The 20,552-nt window shown below is 59.6% G+C and carries 20 protein-coding genes, 1 tRNA gene and 1 riboswitch; of the genes, 12 read left to right on the top strand and 9 right to left on the bottom strand.

From position 1 onward, the window contains the following. Nucleotides 1-67: 67 nt before the first annotated feature. Both ACEQFP_RS00425 and rsuA read right to left on the bottom strand, forming a co-directional pair. The gene (locus ACEQFP_RS00425) at nucleotides 68-1,264 is read right to left on the bottom strand and encodes a Bcr/CflA family multidrug efflux MFS transporter (RefSeq protein WP_370547308.1); all 1,197 of its coding nucleotides are present in this window, start codon (nucleotides 1,262-1,264) and stop codon (nucleotides 68-70) included. Nucleotides 1,265-1,266: 2 nt separating this feature from the next. Then, the gene (gene rsuA / locus ACEQFP_RS00420; RefSeq protein WP_005287990.1) at nucleotides 1,267-1,974 is read right to left on the bottom strand and encodes a 16S rRNA pseudouridine(516) synthase RsuA; all 708 of its coding nucleotides are present in this window, start codon (nucleotides 1,972-1,974) and stop codon (nucleotides 1,267-1,269) included. Between the two features lie 243 nt (nucleotides 1,975-2,217). Between rsuA and ACEQFP_RS00415 the strand changes: the two genes are divergently transcribed. From ACEQFP_RS00415 to rplY, 3 genes are all read left to right on the top strand, one after another. Next, nucleotides 2,218-2,460, top strand: coding sequence for a YecH family metal-binding protein (locus ACEQFP_RS00415; protein WP_005287995.1), 243 nt, complete (start codon nucleotides 2,218-2,220; stop codon nucleotides 2,458-2,460). After that, the gene (locus ACEQFP_RS00410; protein WP_370547307.1) at nucleotides 2,460-4,220 is read left to right on the top strand and encodes a DEAD/DEAH box helicase; all 1,761 of its coding nucleotides are present in this window, start codon (nucleotides 2,460-2,462) and stop codon (nucleotides 4,218-4,220) included. The genes ACEQFP_RS00415 and ACEQFP_RS00410 overlap by 1 nt, the downstream gene beginning before the upstream one ends. 122 nt (nucleotides 4,221-4,342) lie before the next feature. Further along, a complete protein-coding gene (gene rplY / locus ACEQFP_RS00405; RefSeq protein WP_005288000.1) occupies nucleotides 4,343-4,627 on the top strand; it encodes a 50S ribosomal protein L25 in 285 nt (94 codons plus the stop codon). Between the two features lie 100 nt (nucleotides 4,628-4,727). Here rplY and yejK read toward each other — a convergent pair whose 3' ends face one another. Beyond that, on the bottom strand, nucleotides 4,728-5,732 hold the full coding sequence (gene yejK, locus ACEQFP_RS00400) for a nucleoid-associated protein YejK (protein WP_005288003.1): 1,005 nt from the start codon (nucleotides 5,730-5,732) through the stop codon (nucleotides 4,728-4,730). A 170-nt stretch (nucleotides 5,733-5,902) separates the two neighbouring features. On the opposite strand from yejK, the gene ACEQFP_RS00395 reads away from it, so the two are divergent. From ACEQFP_RS00395 to ACEQFP_RS00380, 4 genes are all read left to right on the top strand, one after another. After that, a complete protein-coding gene (locus tag ACEQFP_RS00395) occupies nucleotides 5,903-6,130 on the top strand; it encodes a YejL family protein (RefSeq protein ID WP_005288010.1) in 228 nt (75 codons plus the stop codon). A gap of 39 nt (nucleotides 6,131-6,169) precedes the next feature. Beyond that, complete coding sequence (gene yejM / locus ACEQFP_RS00390; protein WP_005288012.1) at nucleotides 6,170-7,927, top strand: LPS biosynthesis-modulating metalloenzyme YejM; 1,758 nt, start codon at nucleotides 6,170-6,172, stop codon at nucleotides 7,925-7,927. Between the two features lie 75 nt (nucleotides 7,928-8,002). Then, nucleotides 8,003-8,079 (top strand) — tRNA-Pro (locus ACEQFP_RS00385). Nucleotides 8,080-8,285: 206 nt separating this feature from the next. Continuing rightward, nucleotides 8,286-8,711 carry a carboxymuconolactone decarboxylase family protein gene (locus tag ACEQFP_RS00380; RefSeq protein WP_047059471.1) on the top strand — a complete coding sequence of 142 codons (426 nt, stop codon included), beginning with the start codon at nucleotides 8,286-8,288 and terminating at the stop codon, nucleotides 8,709-8,711. A 3-nt stretch (nucleotides 8,712-8,714) separates the two neighbouring features. Here the strand turns inward: ACEQFP_RS00380 and ACEQFP_RS00375 are convergent, their stop codons facing one another. From ACEQFP_RS00375 to ACEQFP_RS00355, 5 genes are all read right to left on the bottom strand, one after another. Continuing rightward, nucleotides 8,715-9,710 (bottom strand): GGDEF domain-containing protein, encoded by a 996-nt coding sequence (locus ACEQFP_RS00375; RefSeq protein ID WP_370547306.1) that lies wholly within the window; start codon nucleotides 9,708-9,710, stop codon nucleotides 8,715-8,717. A gap of 267 nt (nucleotides 9,711-9,977) precedes the next feature. Beyond that, nucleotides 9,978-11,264 carry a phosphopyruvate hydratase gene (eno, locus tag ACEQFP_RS00370; RefSeq protein ID WP_005294660.1) on the bottom strand — a complete coding sequence of 429 codons (1,287 nt, stop codon included), beginning with the start codon at nucleotides 11,262-11,264 and terminating at the stop codon, nucleotides 9,978-9,980. A 15-nt stretch (nucleotides 11,265-11,279) separates the two neighbouring features. Continuing rightward, on the bottom strand, nucleotides 11,280-11,699 hold the full coding sequence (locus ACEQFP_RS00365) for a universal stress protein (protein ID WP_005288032.1): 420 nt from the start codon (nucleotides 11,697-11,699) through the stop codon (nucleotides 11,280-11,282). Between the two features lie 13 nt (nucleotides 11,700-11,712). Next, complete coding sequence (locus ACEQFP_RS00360) at nucleotides 11,713-12,603, bottom strand: DHHA2 domain-containing protein (RefSeq protein ID WP_005288035.1); 891 nt, start codon at nucleotides 12,601-12,603, stop codon at nucleotides 11,713-11,715. A gap of 92 nt (nucleotides 12,604-12,695) precedes the next feature. Then, a riboswitch (Fluoride riboswitch) is annotated at nucleotides 12,696-12,773 on the bottom strand. Between the two features lie 75 nt (nucleotides 12,774-12,848). Then, nucleotides 12,849-13,499 carry a TetR/AcrR family transcriptional regulator gene (locus ACEQFP_RS00355; protein WP_005294656.1) on the bottom strand — a complete coding sequence of 217 codons (651 nt, stop codon included), beginning with the start codon at nucleotides 13,497-13,499 and terminating at the stop codon, nucleotides 12,849-12,851. Nucleotides 13,500-13,884: 385 nt separating this feature from the next. Between ACEQFP_RS00355 and ACEQFP_RS00350 the strand changes: the two genes are divergently transcribed. Beyond that, nucleotides 13,885-14,238 (top strand): helix-turn-helix domain-containing protein, encoded by a 354-nt coding sequence (locus tag ACEQFP_RS00350; RefSeq protein WP_370547305.1) that lies wholly within the window; start codon nucleotides 13,885-13,887, stop codon nucleotides 14,236-14,238. 82 nt (nucleotides 14,239-14,320) lie between these two features. On the opposite strand, the gene rhlE is transcribed toward ACEQFP_RS00350, so the two are convergent. Continuing rightward, nucleotides 14,321-15,679, bottom strand: coding sequence for an ATP-dependent RNA helicase RhlE (rhlE, locus tag ACEQFP_RS00345; protein WP_005288049.1), 1,359 nt, complete (start codon nucleotides 15,677-15,679; stop codon nucleotides 14,321-14,323). Nucleotides 15,680-15,927: 248 nt separating this feature from the next. On the opposite strand from rhlE, the gene cecR reads away from it, so the two are divergent. From cecR to ACEQFP_RS00325, 4 genes are read left to right on the top strand one after another with little or no spacing between them, the layout of a single operon-like run. Further along, a complete protein-coding gene (gene cecR / locus ACEQFP_RS00340) occupies nucleotides 15,928-16,671 on the top strand; it encodes a transcriptional regulator CecR (RefSeq protein WP_005288052.1) in 744 nt (247 codons plus the stop codon). Continuing rightward, on the top strand, nucleotides 16,664-17,659 hold the full coding sequence (hlyD, locus tag ACEQFP_RS00335; protein WP_370547303.1) for a secretion protein HlyD: 996 nt from the start codon (nucleotides 16,664-16,666) through the stop codon (nucleotides 17,657-17,659). The genes cecR and hlyD overlap by 8 nt, the downstream gene beginning before the upstream one ends. A gap of 11 nt (nucleotides 17,660-17,670) precedes the next feature. Continuing rightward, a complete protein-coding gene (locus ACEQFP_RS00330) occupies nucleotides 17,671-19,407 on the top strand; it encodes an ATP-binding cassette domain-containing protein (RefSeq protein ID WP_370547302.1) in 1,737 nt (578 codons plus the stop codon). Continuing rightward, entirely contained in the window at nucleotides 19,400-20,539 is a 1,140-nt protein-coding gene (locus tag ACEQFP_RS00325; protein WP_005294642.1) for an ABC transporter permease, read from the top strand. The genes ACEQFP_RS00330 and ACEQFP_RS00325 overlap by 8 nt, the downstream gene beginning before the upstream one ends. Nucleotides 20,540-20,552: the final 13 nt, after the last annotated feature.

Here is a 20,552-nt window from a genome sequence, read left to right as displayed (position 1 = left end):
GCGAACTTAATTACATACTCCTAACAGAAGCGACATCTCTCCCCTCCACGACGTCGCAACGGGTGATCTACCTTGCCGGTAGCGCCGATCGTGCCGCATACAGAAACAGCGCCATCGCCGAGGTACTGCACAACGCCATCGACCCAACCAGAGGCCAAGCCGAGGTGATCGGTAACTGCGCCAGCAAGGCACCGACCAGCGCACTGAGGCCAAAACGCAGGGTGCCGGCCAGTGAGGCAGCGGTGCCCGCCATGTGCGGGAAACTGTCCAGGATCACCGCCATGGCATTCGATGACACCATGGCGATACAACCGACATAGGCCGCCACGCCGAGCACCAAGGCCCAAAACCCCCAATCGAGCGAGACGCAGGCCAGTAGCCATAGCCCCGTCATGAACTGTACCGCCAGACCAATGCGTAGCATCGATTGGGCGCCCTGACGGCGCACATGGCGGCCATTAAGGGTGGTCATCAGGAACAGGAATACGATGTTCAAGGCGAAGTAGTAACCGAAGTGCTGCGGCGAAACACCGTGTAACTCGATATAGACAAACGGGCCGGCGCTGAAGAAAGAGAACATGCCGGAAAAGGAGAAGGCGCTGGCCAACATATAACTCAGCACTCGCCGGTGGCGAAACAGCGTGGCGAAATTGGTCAGCGTCGTATACAGGCGGAAGGGCTGACGCCGCTCACGCGGCAAGGTCTCGCGGATAAAGCGCGCCACCAGCAGTGTGGCGCATAATGCCGCCACGGCCATCACCCAGAAGATGGCGTGCCAGCTAAACCACAGCATCAACGCCCCACCCAACAATGGGGCCAGCAGCGGGGCGATGGTCATCACCAGCACCACGAAGGACATCATGCGCGAGAACTCATCCTTACTGAACATATCGCGCATCAGGGCATTGATCACCACGCTGGCGGCGGCGGCAGACAGGCCATGCAGCAGACGCAGAACGATCAACTGCTCGATACTCTGTGCCAGGGCGCAGGCGGTACCGGCCAAGGCGAACGACAGGGTACCAAACAGGATCACCGGCTTGCGCCCTACACTGTCGGCCAACGGCCCATACAGCAGCTGACCGCCGGCGAAACCCAGGGTGTAGGCGCTCAACGTCATCTGCACCTCGCCACCGGAGACACCGAACTGCGCGGCGATCACCGGCAGGCTGGGCAGATACATGTCGATGGCCAACGGCATCAACATCGATAATAGCCCGAGGATCAAGATCAATCCCAGGTGAGATCCCTTCCGTTCGCCCATCCTTATGCTCCGGGCGCCAGGACGCTGGCGACTTCGTCGTCGCTCAATGCCCGGTACTCGCCCGGTGCCAGCGCCGCATCCAGCGCGATGGCACCGATACGCTCACGATGCAAGGCCACCACCCGGTTGCCCACGGCGGCGAACATCCGTTTCACTTGATGATAACGCCCCTCGCTGATGGTCAGACGCACCTGATGCTCATCCAACGCCTCCAGACGCGCCGGTTTGGTCAGATCCTTCTCGCCATGCAACTGCACGCCCTGAGCGAACTGCTCCGCCGTCTGAGGATCCAACGGTTGCTCCAGGGTCACCAGATAGGTCTTCTCGCAATGATGACGCGGCGAGGTGATACGGTGTGACCACTGGCCGTCGTCCGTCAACAGCACCAGACCGGTGGTATCCAGATCCAGGCGCCCGGCGGCATGCAGTTTCTCGGCCATCGGCTCGTCGATAAAGTAGAGAATGGTGGCATGATCGGGATCGTCCGTCGAACAGACATACCCTTCCGGTTTGTTCAGCATGAAGTAGCGCGGCCCGGTGATAAAGGTCAACACATTACCTTGATAGGCGACCTCCTGCTCTGCCGTGATCTGTAGCGAGCCACTGCGCGCCACCACACCATCGACGGTGACGTACCGAGCACGCAGCTCCCGTGCGACCAGCGCGCGGCTGATCCCCAACTGCTGGGAGATAAATTTATCCAGTCTCATTAAATCTGCTCTGTTATTACTAGGCGAATAAAAACCGATTCCGACGTAAGCATAAGCCGACGGCGAAGATCAAGCGGGGCCGCGGAGATCGCGACGAACGCAGATCGTCCAGTCTAGCATAGAGCGCCCCCCGGCAGCCATCGCCCCCACGCCGTCATGCCACTGGATCTCGCGCGTGCCATGAGTAAACTGAATCCCCTGCCCCGAACGGGCCCCTATTCTCGTCACTATCGAGGTTCTCCTATGAGCACATCTATCCACGGCCACGAAGTCATGCACATGATGCTTGCCAGCGCGACGCCCTATACTCGCGAAACGCTGATCGCCGCCATCGCACAGCGTTTCGGCGCCGATGCCCGTTTTCACACCTGCTCCGCGACCGATCTCAGCGCCGCTGAGCTGGTGGATCTGCTGGCGGCGCGCGGCAAGTTCGTCCCCGCCGACGGTGGCTTCACCACCCAGGCAAATAAGATCTGCCGTCACTGATGGCCTTTACCCTTCGCCCCTACCAGCGTGAGGCCGTCGAGGCCACGCTGGCCTACTTCCGGCGACATGACGAACCGGCCCTGATCGTCTTGCCAACCGGTGCCGGCAAGAGTCTGGTGATCGCCGAACTGGCCCGCCTGGCGCGTGGGCGAGTATTAGTCCTGGCCCACGTCAAAGAGCTGGTGGCGCAGAATCACGCCAAATATCTGGCCTGGGGGCTGGAGGCCGACATCTATGCCGCCGGTCTAAACCAGAAGGGCAGCCAGGCCAAGGTGGTGTTCGGCAGCGTGCAGTCGGTTGCCCGTAACCTGGCCGACTTCGACGACGCCTTCTCGCTGCTGATCGTCGACGAGTGTCACCGTATCGGTGACGGCGAAGAGGGGCAGTACCAGCAGATCCTGCAACACCTGCGCGGCCATAATCCTCGCTTACGCCTGCTCGGCCTGACCGCGACCCCCTACCGCCTCGGTAAAGGCTGGATCTACCGTTATCACTACCATGGCATGGTGCGGGGCGACGCCGACTGTCTGTTTCAGACCTGTATCTATGAGCTGCCGTTGCGCTACATGATCCGCCACGGCTTCCTGGTACCGCCAGAGCGCTTGGACATGCCGGTGGTACAGTATGACTTTAGCCGCCTGCAACCCTCGGAGAGCGGGCTGTTCAGCCAGGATGATCTCAATCGCGAGTTACGCGCCCAGCAACGCATCACCCCGCACATCGTCAGCCAGATCGAGGAGTATGCCGCCAACCGCCGGGGCGTGATGATCTTCGCCGCCACCATCGAGCATGCGCAAGAGGTGCTGGGGCTGTTACCCACCGGCAGTGCGGCGCTGATCAGCGCCACCACGCCGCATCAGGAGCGGGATGAGATCATCGACGCCTTCAAGGCGCAGCGCTTACACTACCTGGTTAACGTGGCGGTGCTGACCACCGGCTTCGACGCCCCGCATATCGATCTGATCGCCATCCTGCGCCCGACGGAGTCCGTCAGCCTGTATCAGCAGATCGTCGGCCGTGGGCTGCGCCTGTGCGAAGGGAAACAGGATTGCCTGATCCTCGATTACGCCGGGAACCCACACGACCTATATAGCCCCGAAGTGGGCAGCCACAAACCGCACGCCGACAGCCAACCGGTACAGGTGTTCTGCCCAGCCTGTGGCTTCGCCAACACCTTCTGGGGTAAATGCGACGCCCAGGGGCGCATCATCGAGCACTATGGACGCCGCTGTCAGGGTTACTTCGAGGATGACGAGGGCGCGCGCGAGCAGTGCGATTACCGCTTCCGCTTTAAACATTGCCCGCAGTGCAACGCAGAAAACGATATCGCCGCCCGACGTTGCCATCAGTGCGCGGCGCTCCTCGTCGATGCCGACGATATGCTCAAGGCGGCGCTGAAGCTGAAGGATGCCTTGGTGCTACGTTGCGCCGGCATGCAGCTACGCCATGGCGAGGACGCCAAAGGTGAGTGGCTCCAGATCACCTATTACGACGAGGACGGTGCCGATGTCAGTGAGCGCTTCCGTCTGACGACGCCGGCCCAGCGTACCGCCTTCGCCCAGCTGTTCTTACGCCCGCACCAACGGGCGCCGGGATGCGAGCTGGCTTGGCGCCAGGCGGCGGACATCGTCGCCCAGCAAGACGCGCTACGCGCCCCCGACTTCGTGGTGGCGCGCCGCAAGGGGCAATTCTGGCAAATACGGCAAAAGGTGTTTGATTACCAAGGACGTTATCGCAAGGCGTATCAACTGCGCGGCTAATTTATTTGCCGTCCCGGCGCAGATCGGCTAGAATGCCGCCCGCTTTGCCGAGGCAAGGCACACTATCCCGTCTGCTGCTGGGTCGCCTGTGGCGGACTTCATTTTTTTATCGAGATAGATCTATGTTAACTATCAATGCAGAAGTACGTAACGAGCAGGGTAAGGGTGCGAGCCGCCGCCTGCGCAGCGCCGGCAAATTCCCGGCAATCGTTTATGGTGGTAAAGAAGACGCGCTGACCATCACCCTGGACCACGACTCTACCATGAACATGTCTGAAAAAGACGGTTTCTACGGCGAAGTGCTGACCCTGGTTGTCGACGGCAAAGAAATCAAAGTAAAAGTTCAGGCGGTACAGCGTCATCCGTACAAGCCGAAACTGAGCCACATCGACTTCGTTCGCGCCTAATCGCCGTTCGGATTCAGATCAGTAAAAAAGACGCCGCTTTAGCGGCGTTTTTTTTCGCCTGTCGTGCACAGGAGGCGGCCACCCGCCTCCCATTGCGGACTCAGCGCCCGCTACCGTTACGTTGCAGCTGATCGCGCAGGTTCGGCGGTGTTCCCTTAATCGTTAGGGTATCGGTCTGGGCATCCCAGAAGATGCGCTCACCCAACAGCATGGCGTCGAAGTTGATGGTCAGGCCGCCACCGCTACCGGCATACTTGGTCAACTGACGCAGGGTGCTGCGATCCGCCGGGAAATGCTCCTCCAGCTCGTAGCCCCGCTCGGCGGTAAATTGCTGAAAACTCTGCTCGCCAACCGTCGGGATCTCGCGTGATAGCGCCTCCAGGGCAATCTCCTCGCCCGCCTGCAACTGTTCGTTGCAATAGTCATACACCTGCTGACGGCACGCCTGACGCTCGTTCTTGTCCAGTTGCCCTTCGTTGCAATAATCGCTCACCGCCTGAAGCAGGCCACGATTCTGCACCTTGGCGTCTAACCCCGCCTGCGCGCCGAGGAAATCCATAAAGAAGTCGGCCACCTTGCGACCAACCCGTCCCTTTAGGTAGGAGAGATAGCGCTGGGAGGCTGGATTGGTCTCCCACTCGGTCAGATCGATACGCGCGACGATGTCGGCGTGCATGATATCCAGGTAGTGCGTGGCGCTGAGATCCAACTGCTCATTGACACGCATGCTGTTGCAATTGTTGAGCACCGCGACCAACAGGTAGTCCACCGCCAGATAACGATACTGGCAAAACAGCACGATCCCCCCATCGGCAAACGGATACTTGGCCAGCTCATCGCGCAAGCGCCCGGTCGCCGCCCGGCTGAATTGCAGAAAGGTGTCCTCCCCTTTACGATAGTGGGTCAGCGCCTGCGCCAACTCGCTGTCGGGAGTAAAAGTGCCATAGGCCTTGCTCTTGGCGTTGTAGACCCGGTGCAGCTCCGCCATGGTCTCGTCGACGACGGCACTCGGCGCCAACAACGAGTCGCGCAACACGACCTCCAACTGCTGTTCATCGCGTTTCACCAGTTGATGCAGCGCGATGTTCTCCAGATCCAGACTCATTGTTTACTCCTGTTATCCTCAGCCTGATATAGGCGCGTATTCAAACACCGTTGCCCGCCCCTCGCAAGGGGCGCTCCGCTCATCGATGCGGCGTATGCAGAAAACTGCAGAAAATCCGCCGCCCATCGGGTAATATGTGTGACTTTGTCAGTCATCGATGGTCTCTTTATATGCCACAATCATCCCGTTACAGCGATCAACGCGTTGAACAACTGCTCACTGATCTGGTCAACGTACTAGAATCGCAACATGCCCCCACCGATCTGTCACTGATGGTGCTGGGCAACATGGTAACCAACCTGATTAACAGCAGCGTTGCGCCCGCACAACGCCGCATGATCGCTCGCTCTTTTGCCGAGGCATTACAGGCTTCCATTCGGGAAGACAACGCCCACTAAATCCTCCGAGTATGGATTCGACGGAAACAGACAGAGTTTATGGTAACCAACCGTCAGCGCTATCGTGAAAAAGTCTCCCAGATGATCAGCTGGGGGCACTGGTTCGCCCTGTTCAACATTCTGCTGGCGCTGCTGCTGGGCAGCCGTTACCTGTTTATCGCCGACTGGCCCGCTACCCTCGCGGGACGCGTCTATGCCATTGTGAGTTGGCTAGGACACTTCAGCTTTCTCGGCTTTGCCGTCTACCTACTGACGCTGTTTCCGTTAACCTTTGTCGTCATGTCGCAGCGTCTGCTGCGCTTTCTCTCGGCGGCGGTCGCCACCGCCGGGCTCACGCTGTTACTGATCGACAGCGAGGTATTCACACGCTTCCATCTCCACCTGAATCCCCTGGTGTGGGAGCTGGTGGTCAATCCGTCCCAGGGCGAGTTATCCCGCGACTGGCAGTTGATGTTCATCTGCGTCCCGGTGCTGTTCCTGATCGAGATGCTCTTCGGTACCTGGAGCTGGCAGAAGCTGCGTAGCTTGAACCGGCAGACCTTCGGTAAGCCGTTGGCGGCATTGTTTATTGTCTCGTTTCTCGCCTCACACCTGATCTATATTTGGGCGGATGCCAACTTCTACCGGCCGATCACCATGCAGCGCGCGAATCTGCCACTCTCCTATCCGATGACAGCACGACGCTTCCTGGAGAAGCACGGCCTGTTGAACGCCCAAGCCTATCAGGAGCGGCTGATTCGGACCGGTAACCCAGAGGCGGTCGCCATCGAATACCCCTTGGGGGAGCTCAGCTACAGTGACCAGGGCGCCGGGCTGAATCTCCTGATGATCGTCGCCGACGGTCTGCAAAGCGACGATCTGGCGCAGAACATGCCGGACTTGGCCGCCTTCGCCACGACCAGCCTGAACTTTAGCCAACACTACAGCACCGGTAGCGCCGTCGATAGCGGGTTATTCGGCTTGTTTTATGGTATCTCGCCCAACTATTTGGACAGCATCCTCGCCGGACGTAAGTCTTCGGCGCTGATCAGTGCACTGGCACACCAGCATTATCAGTTCGGCCTCTTCTCCTCCGATGGCTTCAACGCGCCCCTGTACCGCCAGGCGCTGTTTAGTGACTTTACCCTCCCCACTCCGCAGAAGCAGAGTGACGCCGCGACCGTGCGCCAATGGGAGAGTTGGTTAGACACCCAGACCTCACAGCACCCGTGGTTTGCCTATGTCAATCTTAACGGCACCACCAGCGGCAGTAACCCGAGCGGGAGTGCCGCCAGCCGCTATCCACGCGCCGCCCAACAGTTAGATGGCCAGATCGCCGCGATGATCGATGCCCTGCGGGCGCGCCATGATCTGGCTAAGACGGTGGTGGTGATCACCGCCAGCCACGGTTTAACCGCCGACAACGAGGCGCCGGGGAATAATGCCTATCGACGTCATCAGCTCCAGGTTCCGCTGATCGTCCATTGGCCTGGCACCACGCCACAATCGATCGCTAAGATGACCAGCCACGAGGATGTGATGGCCACCCTGATGCAGCGGCTGCTCCACGTCGATAGCCGAGCGCTCAACTACACCCAGGGCGAAGATCTGTTCGCCGCCAGCCGTCGCCACAATTGGTTGACGCTCGGCGATGGGCGCGATCTGGTGATCGTCACCCCGCAGCAAACCATCGTGCTCAACCGCAATGGGAGCTATCGCACCTATGACCGCGAGGATCGTGAGCTGACGGGTGAACAGCTGCCACTGCCGCTGTTGTTGCAGGTGCTGACCGACGTAAAACGCTTTATTGCCAACTAACTGCCTAAAACAACAGCGATCGATCGCGTGATGGGTTGCAAATGGTGAGGAAAACGGTAGTATACAAAACCAGTTCGGCACGTAGCGCAGCCTGGTAGCGCACTGTCATGGGGTGTCAGGGGTCGGAGGTTCAAATCCTCTCGTGCCGACCAAAATTCCCTAAAAAAACCAACCATTGCGGTTGGTTTTTTTGTTTCTGCTCGCCAATCATGTTTACCTACCTCTCCCCATCCCCTCAACGGATCTCGTCAAAATCGGAATGGCTGCCGCTTCACAGCGTCGCGCTCGCACGGCAAGATGGCAACGCGAGACTAACCGATATGACACCCCGAGGATGATGACACGAGAGGAGAGAGCGATGAGCCGTTATGACCAGGGGAAACAAGTATTTGACTACTATACGCAGCAAAGTAAACACCATCTGAGCGATGAGATAGGGGACGTCGCACCGGAAATCCAACGCTATATCGTCGAGTTTGTCTTTGGCGAAATCTATGCCCGACCCGGCCTCAGCCCGGGAGAAAAGACCCTCACCGCCATCAGCGCCTTGGCCACTCTCGGCAGTTGTGAAGCGGAGTTAACCGCCAATATCAACAACGCGCTGAATGTCGCGGTCGCTCCGCAAAAGATCCTCGACACGCTGATCCATCTTATCCCTTACGCCGGCCTACCGCGTACGCTCAACGCCATTCGCGTCGCCCAGCGCGTGTTCGCCGATCGGGGCATCACCCTACCTCGCCCACCCGCCAGCGCGCGATCGCATGGCGCTCCGGACGGGGAATAGCCCCTATTGTCGAGGTTTCTCCTCATCAAGGTGGGGGGTATAACGCGCGGCGTGTGGCGTGCCGTCAGGGCTCCAGCGGTAGGTCCCTCGCCCCGCCCCCTTCGCCTGATAGAGCGCGTCGTCGACGCGATGGATGAACGACTCCAACATCTCATCGGGACTACTGATGCCGACCCCGATGCTGACGCTGAGCATCCGCTCCTCGGTGATGCGGATCATGCTGGCACGCTGTAACAGACGTTGTGCACTCGCGGTCACGCTGGCGCAATCGCTCTGCTCCAGCACCAAGGCGAACTCTTCACCGCCGATGCGCGCCGGAAACGCATGATGGGTAAACTCGGCACGCAGCAGGCGACCAAACTGAAATAACACGCGATCGCCGACGGTATGACCAAACTCGTCATTGACCCGTTTGAAGTGATCCAGATCGATGATCAGCAACCCGATCTGGCGCGGTTGTGGGCGTGACATCAGGTAGGAGTAGAAATGGCGTCGATTCGGCAAGGCGGTCAGATCGTCAAACATCGCCAGGTAACGTAACCGCGCGCGCACCCGCGCCAGATAACGCAGGGTATAGCCCCCACCCCAGGCGCCGATCAACATCCCCAGACTGTGTAAAACATCCTCTAGATCGCCTAACAGGACGGGTTGTACGACGATCTCATCCAATAAATTCAGCAAACCACTCAACAGCCACAGGGACAAGCCAAAGGTCAGGCAGAGGTAGGCGGGGCGATCCAGCGCCGAGTATTGCACCGCCACCAACATCAGCAATACCGTCAAATAGTCCACTAACTCCAATGCAAAGGCGAAGCCATTAAAGCGCTGCAAGGCATAATGGGGGAGATAGGCGAGATGTAAGCCGGCGATCGCGACCATCAGTATCCCGAGTAGCATGAGGAACCACGCACGCCGACGGGTAAAGCGCCGGCGCGGTTGCGCCGGATCACCATACAACGCCATCGAGCGGTGCCGATCATCGCCAAAAAGATCCATCATTCCCCTGTGGCCTCATACTGGAGTCACCGTTAGATAAGAAAAATAATATATTGAAATTATTATAAATATTTAGAAAAGTCCCATCATAGTAACTATAGATAGCGGACCTAAGATTGACAACCTCTTTTCTACACGCCACGGTGACGCGCCAACGAGGAAGGCGGAATTTCGCGCAAAGGAGCGGGAGAGATGGTCGATGAGAAAGGCGGGTGGCGGCGAAAAAAACGGCGCGACCCCGCTGGATCGCGCCGTGAAGATTAATGGGCCTTAACGGCGTTTGAAGGCGTGTTTCCCGGCAAACTGTGCCGCCGCCCCCAGTTGATCCTCGATGCGCATCAGTTGATTATATTTCTCGATGCGTTCACCGCGGCAAGGGGCCCCCGTCTTCAGATGACCCGCGCGCACCCCGACGGTCATATCGGCAATGAAACTGTCTACCGTCTCGCCGCTACGATGCGAGATGAACGTCCCCCAGTCGTGGCGATGGCAGAGCTGAACCGCCGCGATAGTTTCCGTCAGCGTGCCGATCTGGTTCAGCTTGATCAACGCCGCATTCGCCACCTGCTCATCGATGCCACGCTGAATATAACGCACATTGGTGACGAACAGATCGTCGCCCACCAGTTCGACGCGTTGACCCAGGCGGGTGTTGAGATGACGCCAGCCGCTCCAGTCATCCTCGGCCAAGCCATCCTCCAACAAGACGATGGGGAAGTCATCGAGCAGATCCGTATAGTAGTCGGTCATCTCCTGAGCCGTGAGACGACGATCCTCGCTGCGTAAGTGGTAGATGCCATCCTGATAAAACTCGCTAGAGGCCGGATCGATGCAAATCACAATATCCTCGCCGGGACGATAGCCGGCACGCTCGATAGCTTGCACGATCAAGGCCAAAGGTTCACGGTTACTGCGTACATGCGGGGCGAAGCCCCCCTCATCGCCGACGCCGATGCTCAGACCGGCATCCAACAGCACCTGACGCAACGTTTGGTAGACCTCACTGCCCCAGCGCACCGCCTCGCGCAGCGAACTCGCGCCCCACGGTGCGATCATGTACTCTTGGAAATCGGCCCCCTGCCAACGCGCATGCACCCCACCATTGATGATGTTCATACACGGGACTGGCAGCAGCGTCGCGCCCAACCCACCAATATAACGATACAACGGTTGCTGCGTCAGCTGCGCCGCCAGGCGAGCACAGGCCAGCGAGACGCCGAGGATGGCGTTAGCCCCGAGCACGGACTTATTATCGCTGCCATCCAGCGCCAACATACACCCATCGATCGCCGCCTGCTGGCGTACATCATAACCGCGTAACGCCTCGCGTAGCGGGCCATTGACATGGGCCACCGCCTGCTGTACGCCGCGCCCACCAAAACGCGCCTTATCGCCATCGCGCAATTCGACCGCCTCGCGCGAACCGGTGCTGGCGCCGGAGGGTACCGACGCGCGCGCCCAGGCGCCCGTCTCTACGCGTACATCCACTTCTACCGTAGGATTACCGCGCGAGTCGAGGATCTCGCGGGCGACAATGTCATCGATCACAAAGCTCATGTTCTACTCCTAGGTTTACAGGTGTTTCACTAGAACGTCAGTCTCAAGGCCATTGATAAAGTCAAATGAGGTGGAGACAAACTTGGCCAACGTGCGGTTATGATGACCCAGCATCAATAAGTCCACCTGTTGGCTGGTCACGAACGCGCGCACATCGTCGAGGGCGTCGATAGTCACGATCTGTTGCGTATCGATCGGATAATCTTGTTGATGTACTAGCGACATCAGCAACTGGCGCGTCTCATTGATACTCTGCTGCTCCATACGCGTCAGGTTGACATCCAACATGCCACGCAGCGCGGCCAAATCGCCGCTGATATGCCCGAGCGTCAGCTGGGCCTCATTCTGGCGCGCGACCTGACAGGCGTGTGGCAATAACACCTCACCATCATGCCGGCCATGCACCAGAACCAAAACGTGTCGATAGATCTTCATCGGGGACCTCATCTCAAATCAGCTGGGCGCTAACCCAGGGCAAAATCTCTTTCTTGCGGCTTAGCATACCGGGTAATGGCTGGACGGGTAGAATGCGACCATCGCGGGCGACACGGTAGAGCATCGTATGGCGTTGCCGAATGTCGCTGACCGCCAACATAACGTAATCCAACGCCTGTTCACGGCAACGCTGTTGCATACATGCCAACAGCGGCGTCAACTGTGCGTCGACCTGTTGCGGCGACGCCACCTCCAGTTGGGCGATCTCCAACGTATACTCACCGATGACGAAACGCTTCAGATCCTTTTCCAACAAGGCCTGCGCCGTGTAACCCGCCAAGCTCGTCTTCGCCGCCAAGAGCCCGGCGAGGAAGGTGTCATAGTCGGGGCGGCAAGCCGCGCGTAAGGCGGCAACCGCCTGGCGGTCTGCCTCGGTCGTGGTCGGGGAGATCAGGCCGATGGTATCACTCAGGATGGCGCCCAGTAACAAGATCGACTGGCTGCGATCCGGCACCATGGCGTACTCCTGGGTCAGGATCTGCCACAGCAAGGTCGCCGTACTGCCGACACGACGGATCCAGGCATCGATCGGTTCACGGCTGGTCAGGGTACCCAGACGATGGTGATCGATCAGCCCCAGCAAGTGGCTCTGCCCGAGCGTGTCCGGCCCCTGCTCGGCATCGCTAAAGTCCACCAGCCAAGTCGTTTTATCCTGCAACGATTCGGTCAACAGTGGTGGCGGCTCACACTCGGCCTGGCGCAGGATGTAGGCCGTTTCATGATTGATCTCTCCCAGACGCCAAGCGTGCGCGGGCAAGCCGCGCGCCGTCAGCCACTGGGCGGCGACCAGTGCGCTACAGATCGCGTCGCTGTCGGGATACTTATGGCCAAAAACGTAGATCATTTCTCCTCCGTATAGCGGTGGTTAACCACGGGGAGTGCAGGGATAAGCGCGGGAAAATAGTATGACGCCGATGCCCCGCTCCCCAGGAACGGTAGTCATCAGGCGTCATCATCCGTAAGTGGATTACGGCGGTTGGTTATCACGGGTGGCACGCCATCACCCTGTTTGGCAGCTAACCAGTTTAACTCATCGATGGCAAGCGCTAGAGTGTTGCAAAGCATGTCGTTTAGCTTTCCTCGACACGCTTATGCCGGTAGGCGACAGGCCTCACATAACGCCGGCCAGACCGCCATGGTGGTCTCCACGATGGCCTGGAGATCGCCGCATTCAGCCCCCTCACGGGCGCGCACCGACATCCCCTGAATCAGGCAGCATAGGTAACGCGCCAATCCCTGAACATCGCTATAGGCGGGCAATTCACCGGCACGCTGACGCTGCTCGAGAAAGCGCGTCAGCATCGCCTCTTGTATCGGCTGACGACTCTTCAGCACTTGGCTGACCTTATCCGAACAACTGGTCGGCACCATCGATGCGCAGATGATAAAGCAGCCGCTGGGCGTGTCATCGCTGGTAAAACAACACGCCGTGACATTCAGGTAGTCACGCAGTGTATCGATCAACGGCAAGTTAACCTTGAACAGCAGACGATCGTATTTATCCTCATTACAGGCGGTGTAATACTCGACCACCGCGCGAAACAGCCCCTCTTTGTTTTCAAACTCCGCGTACAGGGTCGGCGCCTTCGCACCGGTCGCCTCGACCAGATCGGCCATCGAGGTCGCCTCGTAGCCCTTACGCCAAAACAGTTCCAGCGCCTTGCGCAACGCGACTTCCCTATCGAACACCTTTGGACGGCCGCGCCCGGCGCGTTTACAGGATGTATGTTCTGTTACCATTCCCTTTATCTACACCTCACTCACTGGATCTCCCGCTAAAGGTAGCCTTGCCCCCACGAATATGCAAACCGTGGCGCACCGCCCGTGCAGGCGCCGCCAGAACGCTGCACACCCTAGGTAGAGAATAAATAATATTTTGTTAACAAACATAGAGTTAACAATTTTATTAATAAGCGTTAATAAAAAACGTTGACGACACTCCGGCGACGGAATTACCATTAAATTAACGATCGTTAAGATAATGACTTCATACGATGTGCGCCCGATGCGAACATCACCGCGATCGTCACCAGAATGACACTAAAACGCACCTGCTGTACGGATTAAACTGCTGTACACCGCGTCGTGTCACTAACCATCGCACAAAAAGAGTAAGGTGATTGCCATGTACAATACCGATTTTATCAGCGCGCTCCGTACCTGGATCGATAACAATGTTGCGACCATCTCATCCCTCGATGATGTAGCGGCGCGTGCGGGTTACTCCAAATGGCACCTACAACGCATGTTTAAAGCGCACACCGGCGTACGCCTTGGCGAGTATATTCGTAATAAGAAGTTGGATGAGTCGGCGCGTCGCCTGAAAGTATGCCAAGGATCAATCCTCGACATCGCACTGTCGATGGGGTTCGACTCCCAACGCTCCTTCACCCGCTCCTTTAAGCGCCGTTTCGACATGACGCCGGGAGTTTGGAAGCGGGAGATGGTGACCGCGAAATCCTTCGAGCGCGCCGCCTGAGCGCCGCGCGTGATCGACCCGCTGCGGATGCAGTCTCACGACTGCCTCAGCGGCGGATCGTTTTCCGCTTAGGACGTCTCGCTTAACGCCCCTCTACCCGTCCCTTCGCCTCCGCCGCCGGACGGCGCGGACGACGATTCTGCCCCGGACGGGCCGCCGGGTTACGTTGGCCTTCCGCCGCCGAACTTTCCTTGCTGCGCGTCCCTGTTCCACGTCGCCCCTGTCCCTGCGTGCCACGCTCGTTGCGGCCATTCTGCCGTCCACCCTGACGACCATTTTGGATCGGCTCGGCCTTGATGCTGGGATCCGGCTCATAACCGGCGATCGCCATACGGGGGATCGGGCGTTTCAGCAGGCGTTCGATATCACGCAGCAGCTTATGTTCGTCGACGCAGACCAGTGAGAGCGCCTCGCCCGTCGCCTGCGCACGCCCGGTACGTCCGATACGGTGGACATAATCTTCCGGGACATTGGGCAGCTCATAGTTCACCACGTAAGGCAGCTGATCGATGTCCAAACCACGGGCGGCGATATCCGTCGCCACCAGGACGCGAATGTCGCCACTCTTGAAGTCTGCCAGCGCACGGGTACGCGCGCCCTGGCTCTTGTTGCCATGGATCGCCGCCGCGCTGATGCCATCCTTATTCAGCTGCTCGGCCAGATGGTTGGCGCCATACTTGGTACGGGTGAACACCAGAACCTGGCGCCAATCCTGTGAGCCGATCAGGAAAGAGAGCAGCTCACGCTTACGCTTCTTGTCCACCAGATGCACGTGTTGGCTAACCAACTCGGAGGCGGTGTTGCGGCGCGCCACTTCCACCTCGGCCGGGTTATGTAGCAGCGAGGCGGCCAGCGCCTTGATCTCGTCGGAGAAGGTCGCGGAGAACAGCAGGTTCTGACGCTTGGCCGGCAGACGAGCCAGCACACGGCGAATATCGTGAATGAAGCCCATGTCCAGCATGCGATCGGCCTCATCCAGCACCAAGATCTCAACCTGGGACAGATCGACCGCATTCTGATGCGCAAGATCCAGCAGGCGTCCCGGTGTCGCCACCAGCACGTCCACGCCACCACGCAGCTTCATCATCTGCGGGTTGATGCTCACCCCACCGAACACCACCAGTGAGCGTAACGGCAGATGACGGCTGTATTCGCGGACGTTATCACCGATCTGGGCCGCCAACTCACGGGTCGGCGTCAGGATCAGGGCACGCACCGGACGGCGCCCCTTGCCGTTCTTCGGGTTCTGGTGCAGCAATTGCAGCAACGGTAGGGTAAAACCGGCGGTCTTGCCGGTACCGGTCTGCGCGCTCGCCATCAGATCGCGACGTTGCAGCACCAGAGGAATGGCCTGCTGTTGAATCGGGGTGGGGTCACGGTAACCCTGCTCTTCCACCGCACGTAACAGTTCGGCACACAGGCCAAGGGAATCAAAAGACATGAAAAACTCCAAACCCGCCCACTCCCTGGCTTCCAGGGATGCAGTTTCCGGACGGGCGTATCAGACGAGGCAAAGCGAGAATTACCACGAGGACAGGCACAAACTGCGGGTACACAATTGGCGGCTAGTGTAACAGTAAGCACCCGCGCTGTCTGCCCTGATGTTCCGCCTGACACGACTTTACAGTGGGGGAAAAGAGGCCTAAAGTTAATCAATCAGATGATTAACTTTTTCCGAGTGTCATCGTCATGAAGAGACTTCGTCGCGCGCCACCGCCAGATCAAGCCCGCTCACGCGGCGACCAGGCGCGCCAGGCACTGATCGCCGCCGGATTACGCCTGTTCGCCCAGCAGGGATTGGAGGGGGCCACCACGCGCGACATCGCCCAGGAAAGTGGGCAAAACATCGCCGCCATCCCCTACTATTTTCACTCTAAACAGGGACTCTATCTGGCCGTCGCCCAATGGATCGCGACGACACTCAGCCACAGCTTCAGCCCGCTACGCGAGGAGTGCGAGCGCCATCTCGCCGATCCCGACGCCACGCCGCAGGCGGCGCTGGCATTGATCCAACGCGCCATCGCCCATCTGTGCCACCTGATGACTCAGCCACAAACCCTGCACCTAAGCCAGATCATCTCGCGCGAGCAGATGTTTCCCAGCGCCGCCTCCCCCATCCTGCACCAACAGTTTATTACCCCGCTGCATACCCTGATGACCCGCCTGGTCTCGGGCTACGTCGGTCTGGATGCGCATCATCCCATCGCGGCGCTGCACACCCATGCGCTGATCGGTCAGGTGCTGGCCTTTCGCATGGCGCGCGAAACCATTCTTACCCGGACCGGCTGGCCACAGATCGGGCCGCAACAGGCACATGAAATCCATCAGGTGGTACAGCTCCACACCGAACTGCTGATCACCGGGCTGCGCCGTCACCTTGGCGCAGCACAGCCCACTGCATTGCGAGGAACGCGAGGAATCAACGATGAATAAAAGGCGAGTCGCCGGCGTCGTTATCGGCATCGTGCTGATAGCACTCATCGCCGGAGGATATGGCTACTACCGCAGCCAGCAGGATCAACCGCTGACCCTGTACGGTAATGTCGACATCCGTACCGTCAATCTGGGCTTCCGCGTCAGCGGCCGACTGGCCTCACTGACCGTCGATGAAGGCGCGGCGGTCAAGCCCGGCATGTTGCTCGGTCGGCTGGATGACGCCCCTTATGTCAATGCGTTGAACGAGGCGCGGGCCGCCGCCGCCGCCGCACAGGCGAACCTGGCGCTGTTGCAGGCCGGTTATCGCAGCGAAGAGATCGCTCAGGCGCAGGCCGCCGTGGTTCAGGCCGAAGCCAACTACCGCTACATGCAGAGTTTCTATGAACGCCAGCAGGGATTGTGGACCAGCCGCGCCGTCTCGGCCAATGAGTTAGAGAGTGCGCGCACCAACCGTAATCAGGCGCAGGCCCAACTGCAACAGGCGCGCGATAGGCTGGCACAGTATCAGTCCGGTAATCGTCCGCAGCAGATCGAGCAGGCGCAGGCGCAACTGCAACAGGCCCAGGCCCAAGTGGCGCAGGCCGAGCTGAATCTGCATGACACCGCGCTGTTCGCCCCGTCGCGCGGTACCGTGATGACCCGCGCCGTCGAGCCGGGTACCATGCTGGCCGCCGGTAACACGGTATTCAACGTCGCCTTAACCCGCCCGGTCTGGGTACGGGCCTACATCGATGAGACCCACCTCGATCGCGCCATCCCCGGTACGCCCATCGCGCTGTATATCGATGGACGGCGTCAGCCTTATCACGGCACCATTGGCTTCGTCTCCCCCACGGCCGAATTCACGCCGAAGAGCGTCGAGACGCCGGATCTGCGCACCTCGCTGGTCTATCGTCTGCGCGTGATCATCGACGATGCCGATGACGCGCTACGCCAGGGGATGCCGGTCACCCTGCGCTTCCCGACCACCCCGGCGCAACGCTAGCGGAGTAGCGCATGGTCAGCCATTACATCGAGCTGGAGGGGTTGGAAAAACGCTTCGCGGGGCTGGATCGCCCAGCGGTCGCCAGCCTGACGACGCGCATTGCCAGCGGCGCCGTGATGGGATTGGTCGGCCCCGATGGCGCCGGCAAGACGACCCTGATGCGCATCTTAGCCGGGTTACTGAAACCGAGCGCCGGCCGGGTCAACGTCGTCGGACTCGATCCCGTGCGCCAGGATCGCCAACTGCACGCCCTCCTCGGCTACATGCCACAGAAGTTCGGCCTGTATGAGGATCTGACGGTCATGGAGAACTTGGTGCTGTATGCCGAGCTGCGCGGCGTCACTGGCGCAGCGCGCGCCAGCACCTTCGCACGTCTGCTCGCCTTCACCTCGCTGGCCCCCTTCACCGATCGTCTCGCCGGCAAGCTCTCCGGCGGAATGAAACAGAAGCTGGGGCTGGCCTGCACCTTGCTCGGCTCGCCACAAGTGCTACTGCTCGACGAGCCCGGCGTCGGGGTTGACCCCATCTCACGCCGCGAACTATGGCGCATGGTGCACGAGCTGGCCGACGAGGGGATGCTGATCCTGTGGAGCACCTCCTACCTGGATGAGGCCGAACAGTGCCGTGAGGTACTCCTGCTTAACGAGGGACGGCTACTGTACAGCGGCCCGCCGCAACAACTGACCCAACGCATGGCCGGGCGCACCATTCTGCTACGCGCCCCCGGCCTCTCTCACCGTCGCCTGCTGCAACAGGCCATTACCCTGCCGATGGTCAGCGACGCGGTGATCCAGGGGCAGTATCTGCGCCTGATCCTCCAAGCCGGTTGTGACCACCAGCAGATCCCGACGGCGCTTAACCTCATGCAGGCCGAGGTGTTGGAGGCCACCCCTCGCTTCGAGGATGCCTTCATCGACCTCTTAGGCGGCGGACCGCACCAGGCCTCGGCATTAGCGAGTATCATGCCGCAGGTTGAGGCCGATGCGACGCAGACGGTGATCGAGGCGCGTCAATTAACCAAGAAGTTTGGTAGCTTCGCCGCCACCGATCACGTCGATTTTCAGGTCAAACGTGGCGAGATCTTCGGTCTGCTCGGCCCCAACGGCGCCGGCAAGTCGACCACCTTCAAGATGATGTGTGGCCTGCTGGTACCCAGCAGCGGCCACGCGCTGGTGTTAGGCATGGATCTCAAGACCGATTCGGGGCGCGCGCGCCAGCATCTGGGTTACATGGCGCAGAAGTTTTCCCTCTACGGCAACCTGACGGTCGCCCAAAATCTGGCCTTCTTCTCCGGCGTCTATGGCCTACACGGCAAGCGTCAGCGCGCCAAGATCGCCGACATGACCCGGGCGTTTAACTTTACTCCGATCCTGCAGCAGACGCCGGATGCCCTGCCGCTGGGTTTTAAGCAGCGCCTAGCCCTCTCCTGCGCCCTGATGCATGAACCGGACATCCTGTTTCTCGACGAACCCACCTCCGGGGTCGATCCGTTGACCCGGCGTGAGTTTTGGCTGCACATCAATGGGATGGTCGATAAGGGGGTCACCGTGATGGTTACCACCCACTTTATGGATGAGGCGGAGTACTGCGATCGTATCGGCCTGGTCTACCATGGGCAGATCATCGCCACCGGCTCACCGGACGATCTCAAGGCGCGCATCGCCAGTGCCGACAATCCGACGCCCACCATGGAGCAGGCATTCATCGAACTGGTACAGGCCTACGATCGGGAGCATGAACATGGCTGATGGGACTCTCCACTTCTCCTGGCGCCGCCTACGCGCCCTATGCCGCAAAGAGACCGCCCAGATCATGCGCGATCCCAGCAGTTTATTGATCGCCGTGGTGATCCCGTTGCTGCTGCTGTTTATCTTCGGCTATGGCATCAACCTCGACTCCAGCCGCCTACACGTCGGCATCCTATTGGAACAACAGACGCCGGAGGCCCGCCAGTTGGCCGATACCTTCCGCGGATCACCCTATATCGCCGCCACCGTCAGCGACGATCGCCAACAGCTGACGCGCCAACTCCAGGCCGGGCAGATCCGCGGCATGGTGGTGATCCCGGTCGATTTTTCCGATCGCCTACTGCGGAGCCAAGATAGCGCGCCGCTCCAGGTGATCACCGACGGTAGCGAACCCAATACCGCCAACTTTGTGCGCGGCTACACCGAAGGCGTTTGGCAGGTGTGGCTCCAGCAACGCGCCCAGGATCGCGGTTTGTCCTATCAGCCCCCTATTGATATTCAGCTGCGTTACTGGTTTAACCCGGCCGCCATCAGCCAGCACTTTATCATTCCCGGCGCCATCACCATCATCATGACGGTCATCGGCGCCATCCTGACCTCACTGGTGATCGCTCGCGAATGGGAGCGCGGCACCATGGAGGCGCTGCTGTCGACCCAGGTCACCCGTAGCGAGCTCTTGCTCTGTAAGCTGTTGCCCTACTATGTATTGGGCATGCTGGCGATGGTGCTGTGCATGGTGGTGGCGGTCTTTATTATGGGGGTACCGTTCCGTGGTTCGCTGCTGATCCTGTTCGCCATGACCAGCCTGTTTATGGCCAGTACCCTGGGGATGGGGCTACTGATCTCCACCGTCACCCGCAACCAGTTCAACGCGGCGATGATCGCCCTGAACGCGGCCTTTCTGCCGGCAGTGATGCTCTCCGGCTTCGTGTTCGAAATCGATAGCATGCCCGCCATCGTGCGGGCGATCACCTACGTCATCCCGGCGCGATACTTCGTCAGCACCCTGCAATCCCTGTTTCTGGCCGGCAACATCAGCAGTGTACTGTGGGTAAACTTGGCCTTCCTGCTGGTATCGGCGCTGTTCTTCATCGGCCTAACGGCCTTAAAAACCCGGCGGCGGCTGGACTAAGGAGGAGTGAGAC

This window comes from Edwardsiella sp. A.80236 (genome assembly GCF_044540725.1).
Taxonomy (GTDB): domain Bacteria; phylum Pseudomonadota; class Gammaproteobacteria; order Enterobacterales; family Enterobacteriaceae; genus Edwardsiella; species Edwardsiella tarda.
The sequence above is the reverse complement of the archived record's forward strand: the minus strand, read 5'-3'. Positions and strand labels throughout refer to the sequence as shown.

Coding starts and splice junctions, on each gene's coding strand:
- ACEQFP_RS00330 (WP_370547302.1), top strand. CDS start 17,671: ATGGTCAGCCATTACATCGAGCTGGAGGGGTTGGAAAAACGCTTCGCG.
- ACEQFP_RS00415 (WP_005287995.1), top strand. CDS start 2,218: ATGAGCACATCTATCCACGGCCACGAAGTCATGCACATGATGCTTGCC.
- ACEQFP_RS00325 (WP_005294642.1), top strand. CDS start 19,400: ATGGCTGATGGGACTCTCCACTTCTCCTGGCGCCGCCTACGCGCCCTA.
- ACEQFP_RS00410 (WP_370547307.1), top strand. CDS start 2,460: ATGGCCTTTACCCTTCGCCCCTACCAGCGTGAGGCCGTCGAGGCCACG.
- yejM (WP_005288012.1), top strand. CDS start 6,170: ATGGTAACCAACCGTCAGCGCTATCGTGAAAAAGTCTCCCAGATGATC.
- ACEQFP_RS00365 (WP_005288032.1), bottom strand. CDS start 11,699: ATGAAGATCTATCGACACGTTTTGGTTCTGGTGCATGGCCGGCATGAT.
- ACEQFP_RS00395 (WP_005288010.1), top strand. CDS start 5,903: ATGCCACAATCATCCCGTTACAGCGATCAACGCGTTGAACAACTGCTC.
- ACEQFP_RS00380 (WP_047059471.1), top strand. CDS start 8,286: ATGAGCCGTTATGACCAGGGGAAACAAGTATTTGACTACTATACGCAG.
- ACEQFP_RS00350 (WP_370547305.1), top strand. CDS start 13,885: ATGTACAATACCGATTTTATCAGCGCGCTCCGTACCTGGATCGATAAC.
- hlyD (WP_370547303.1), top strand. CDS start 16,664: ATGAATAAAAGGCGAGTCGCCGGCGTCGTTATCGGCATCGTGCTGATA.
- ACEQFP_RS00425 (WP_370547308.1), bottom strand. CDS start 1,264: ATGGGCGAACGGAAGGGATCTCACCTGGGATTGATCTTGATCCTCGGG.
- rsuA (WP_005287990.1), bottom strand. CDS start 1,974: ATGAGACTGGATAAATTTATCTCCCAGCAGTTGGGGATCAGCCGCGCG.
- rplY (WP_005288000.1), top strand. CDS start 4,343: ATGTTAACTATCAATGCAGAAGTACGTAACGAGCAGGGTAAGGGTGCG.
- yejK (WP_005288003.1), bottom strand. CDS start 5,732: ATGAGTCTGGATCTGGAGAACATCGCGCTGCATCAACTGGTGAAACGC.
- eno (WP_005294660.1), bottom strand. CDS start 11,264: ATGAGCTTTGTGATCGATGACATTGTCGCCCGCGAGATCCTCGACTCG.
- ACEQFP_RS00360 (WP_005288035.1), bottom strand. CDS start 12,603: ATGATCTACGTTTTTGGCCATAAGTATCCCGACAGCGACGCGATCTGT.
- ACEQFP_RS00355 (WP_005294656.1), bottom strand. CDS start 13,499: ATGGTAACAGAACATACATCCTGTAAACGCGCCGGGCGCGGCCGTCCA.
- rhlE (WP_005288049.1), bottom strand. CDS start 15,679: ATGTCTTTTGATTCCCTTGGCCTGTGTGCCGAACTGTTACGTGCGGTG.
- cecR (WP_005288052.1), top strand. CDS start 15,928: ATGAAGAGACTTCGTCGCGCGCCACCGCCAGATCAAGCCCGCTCACGC.
- ACEQFP_RS00375 (WP_370547306.1), bottom strand. CDS start 9,710: ATGATGGATCTTTTTGGCGATGATCGGCACCGCTCGATGGCGTTGTAT.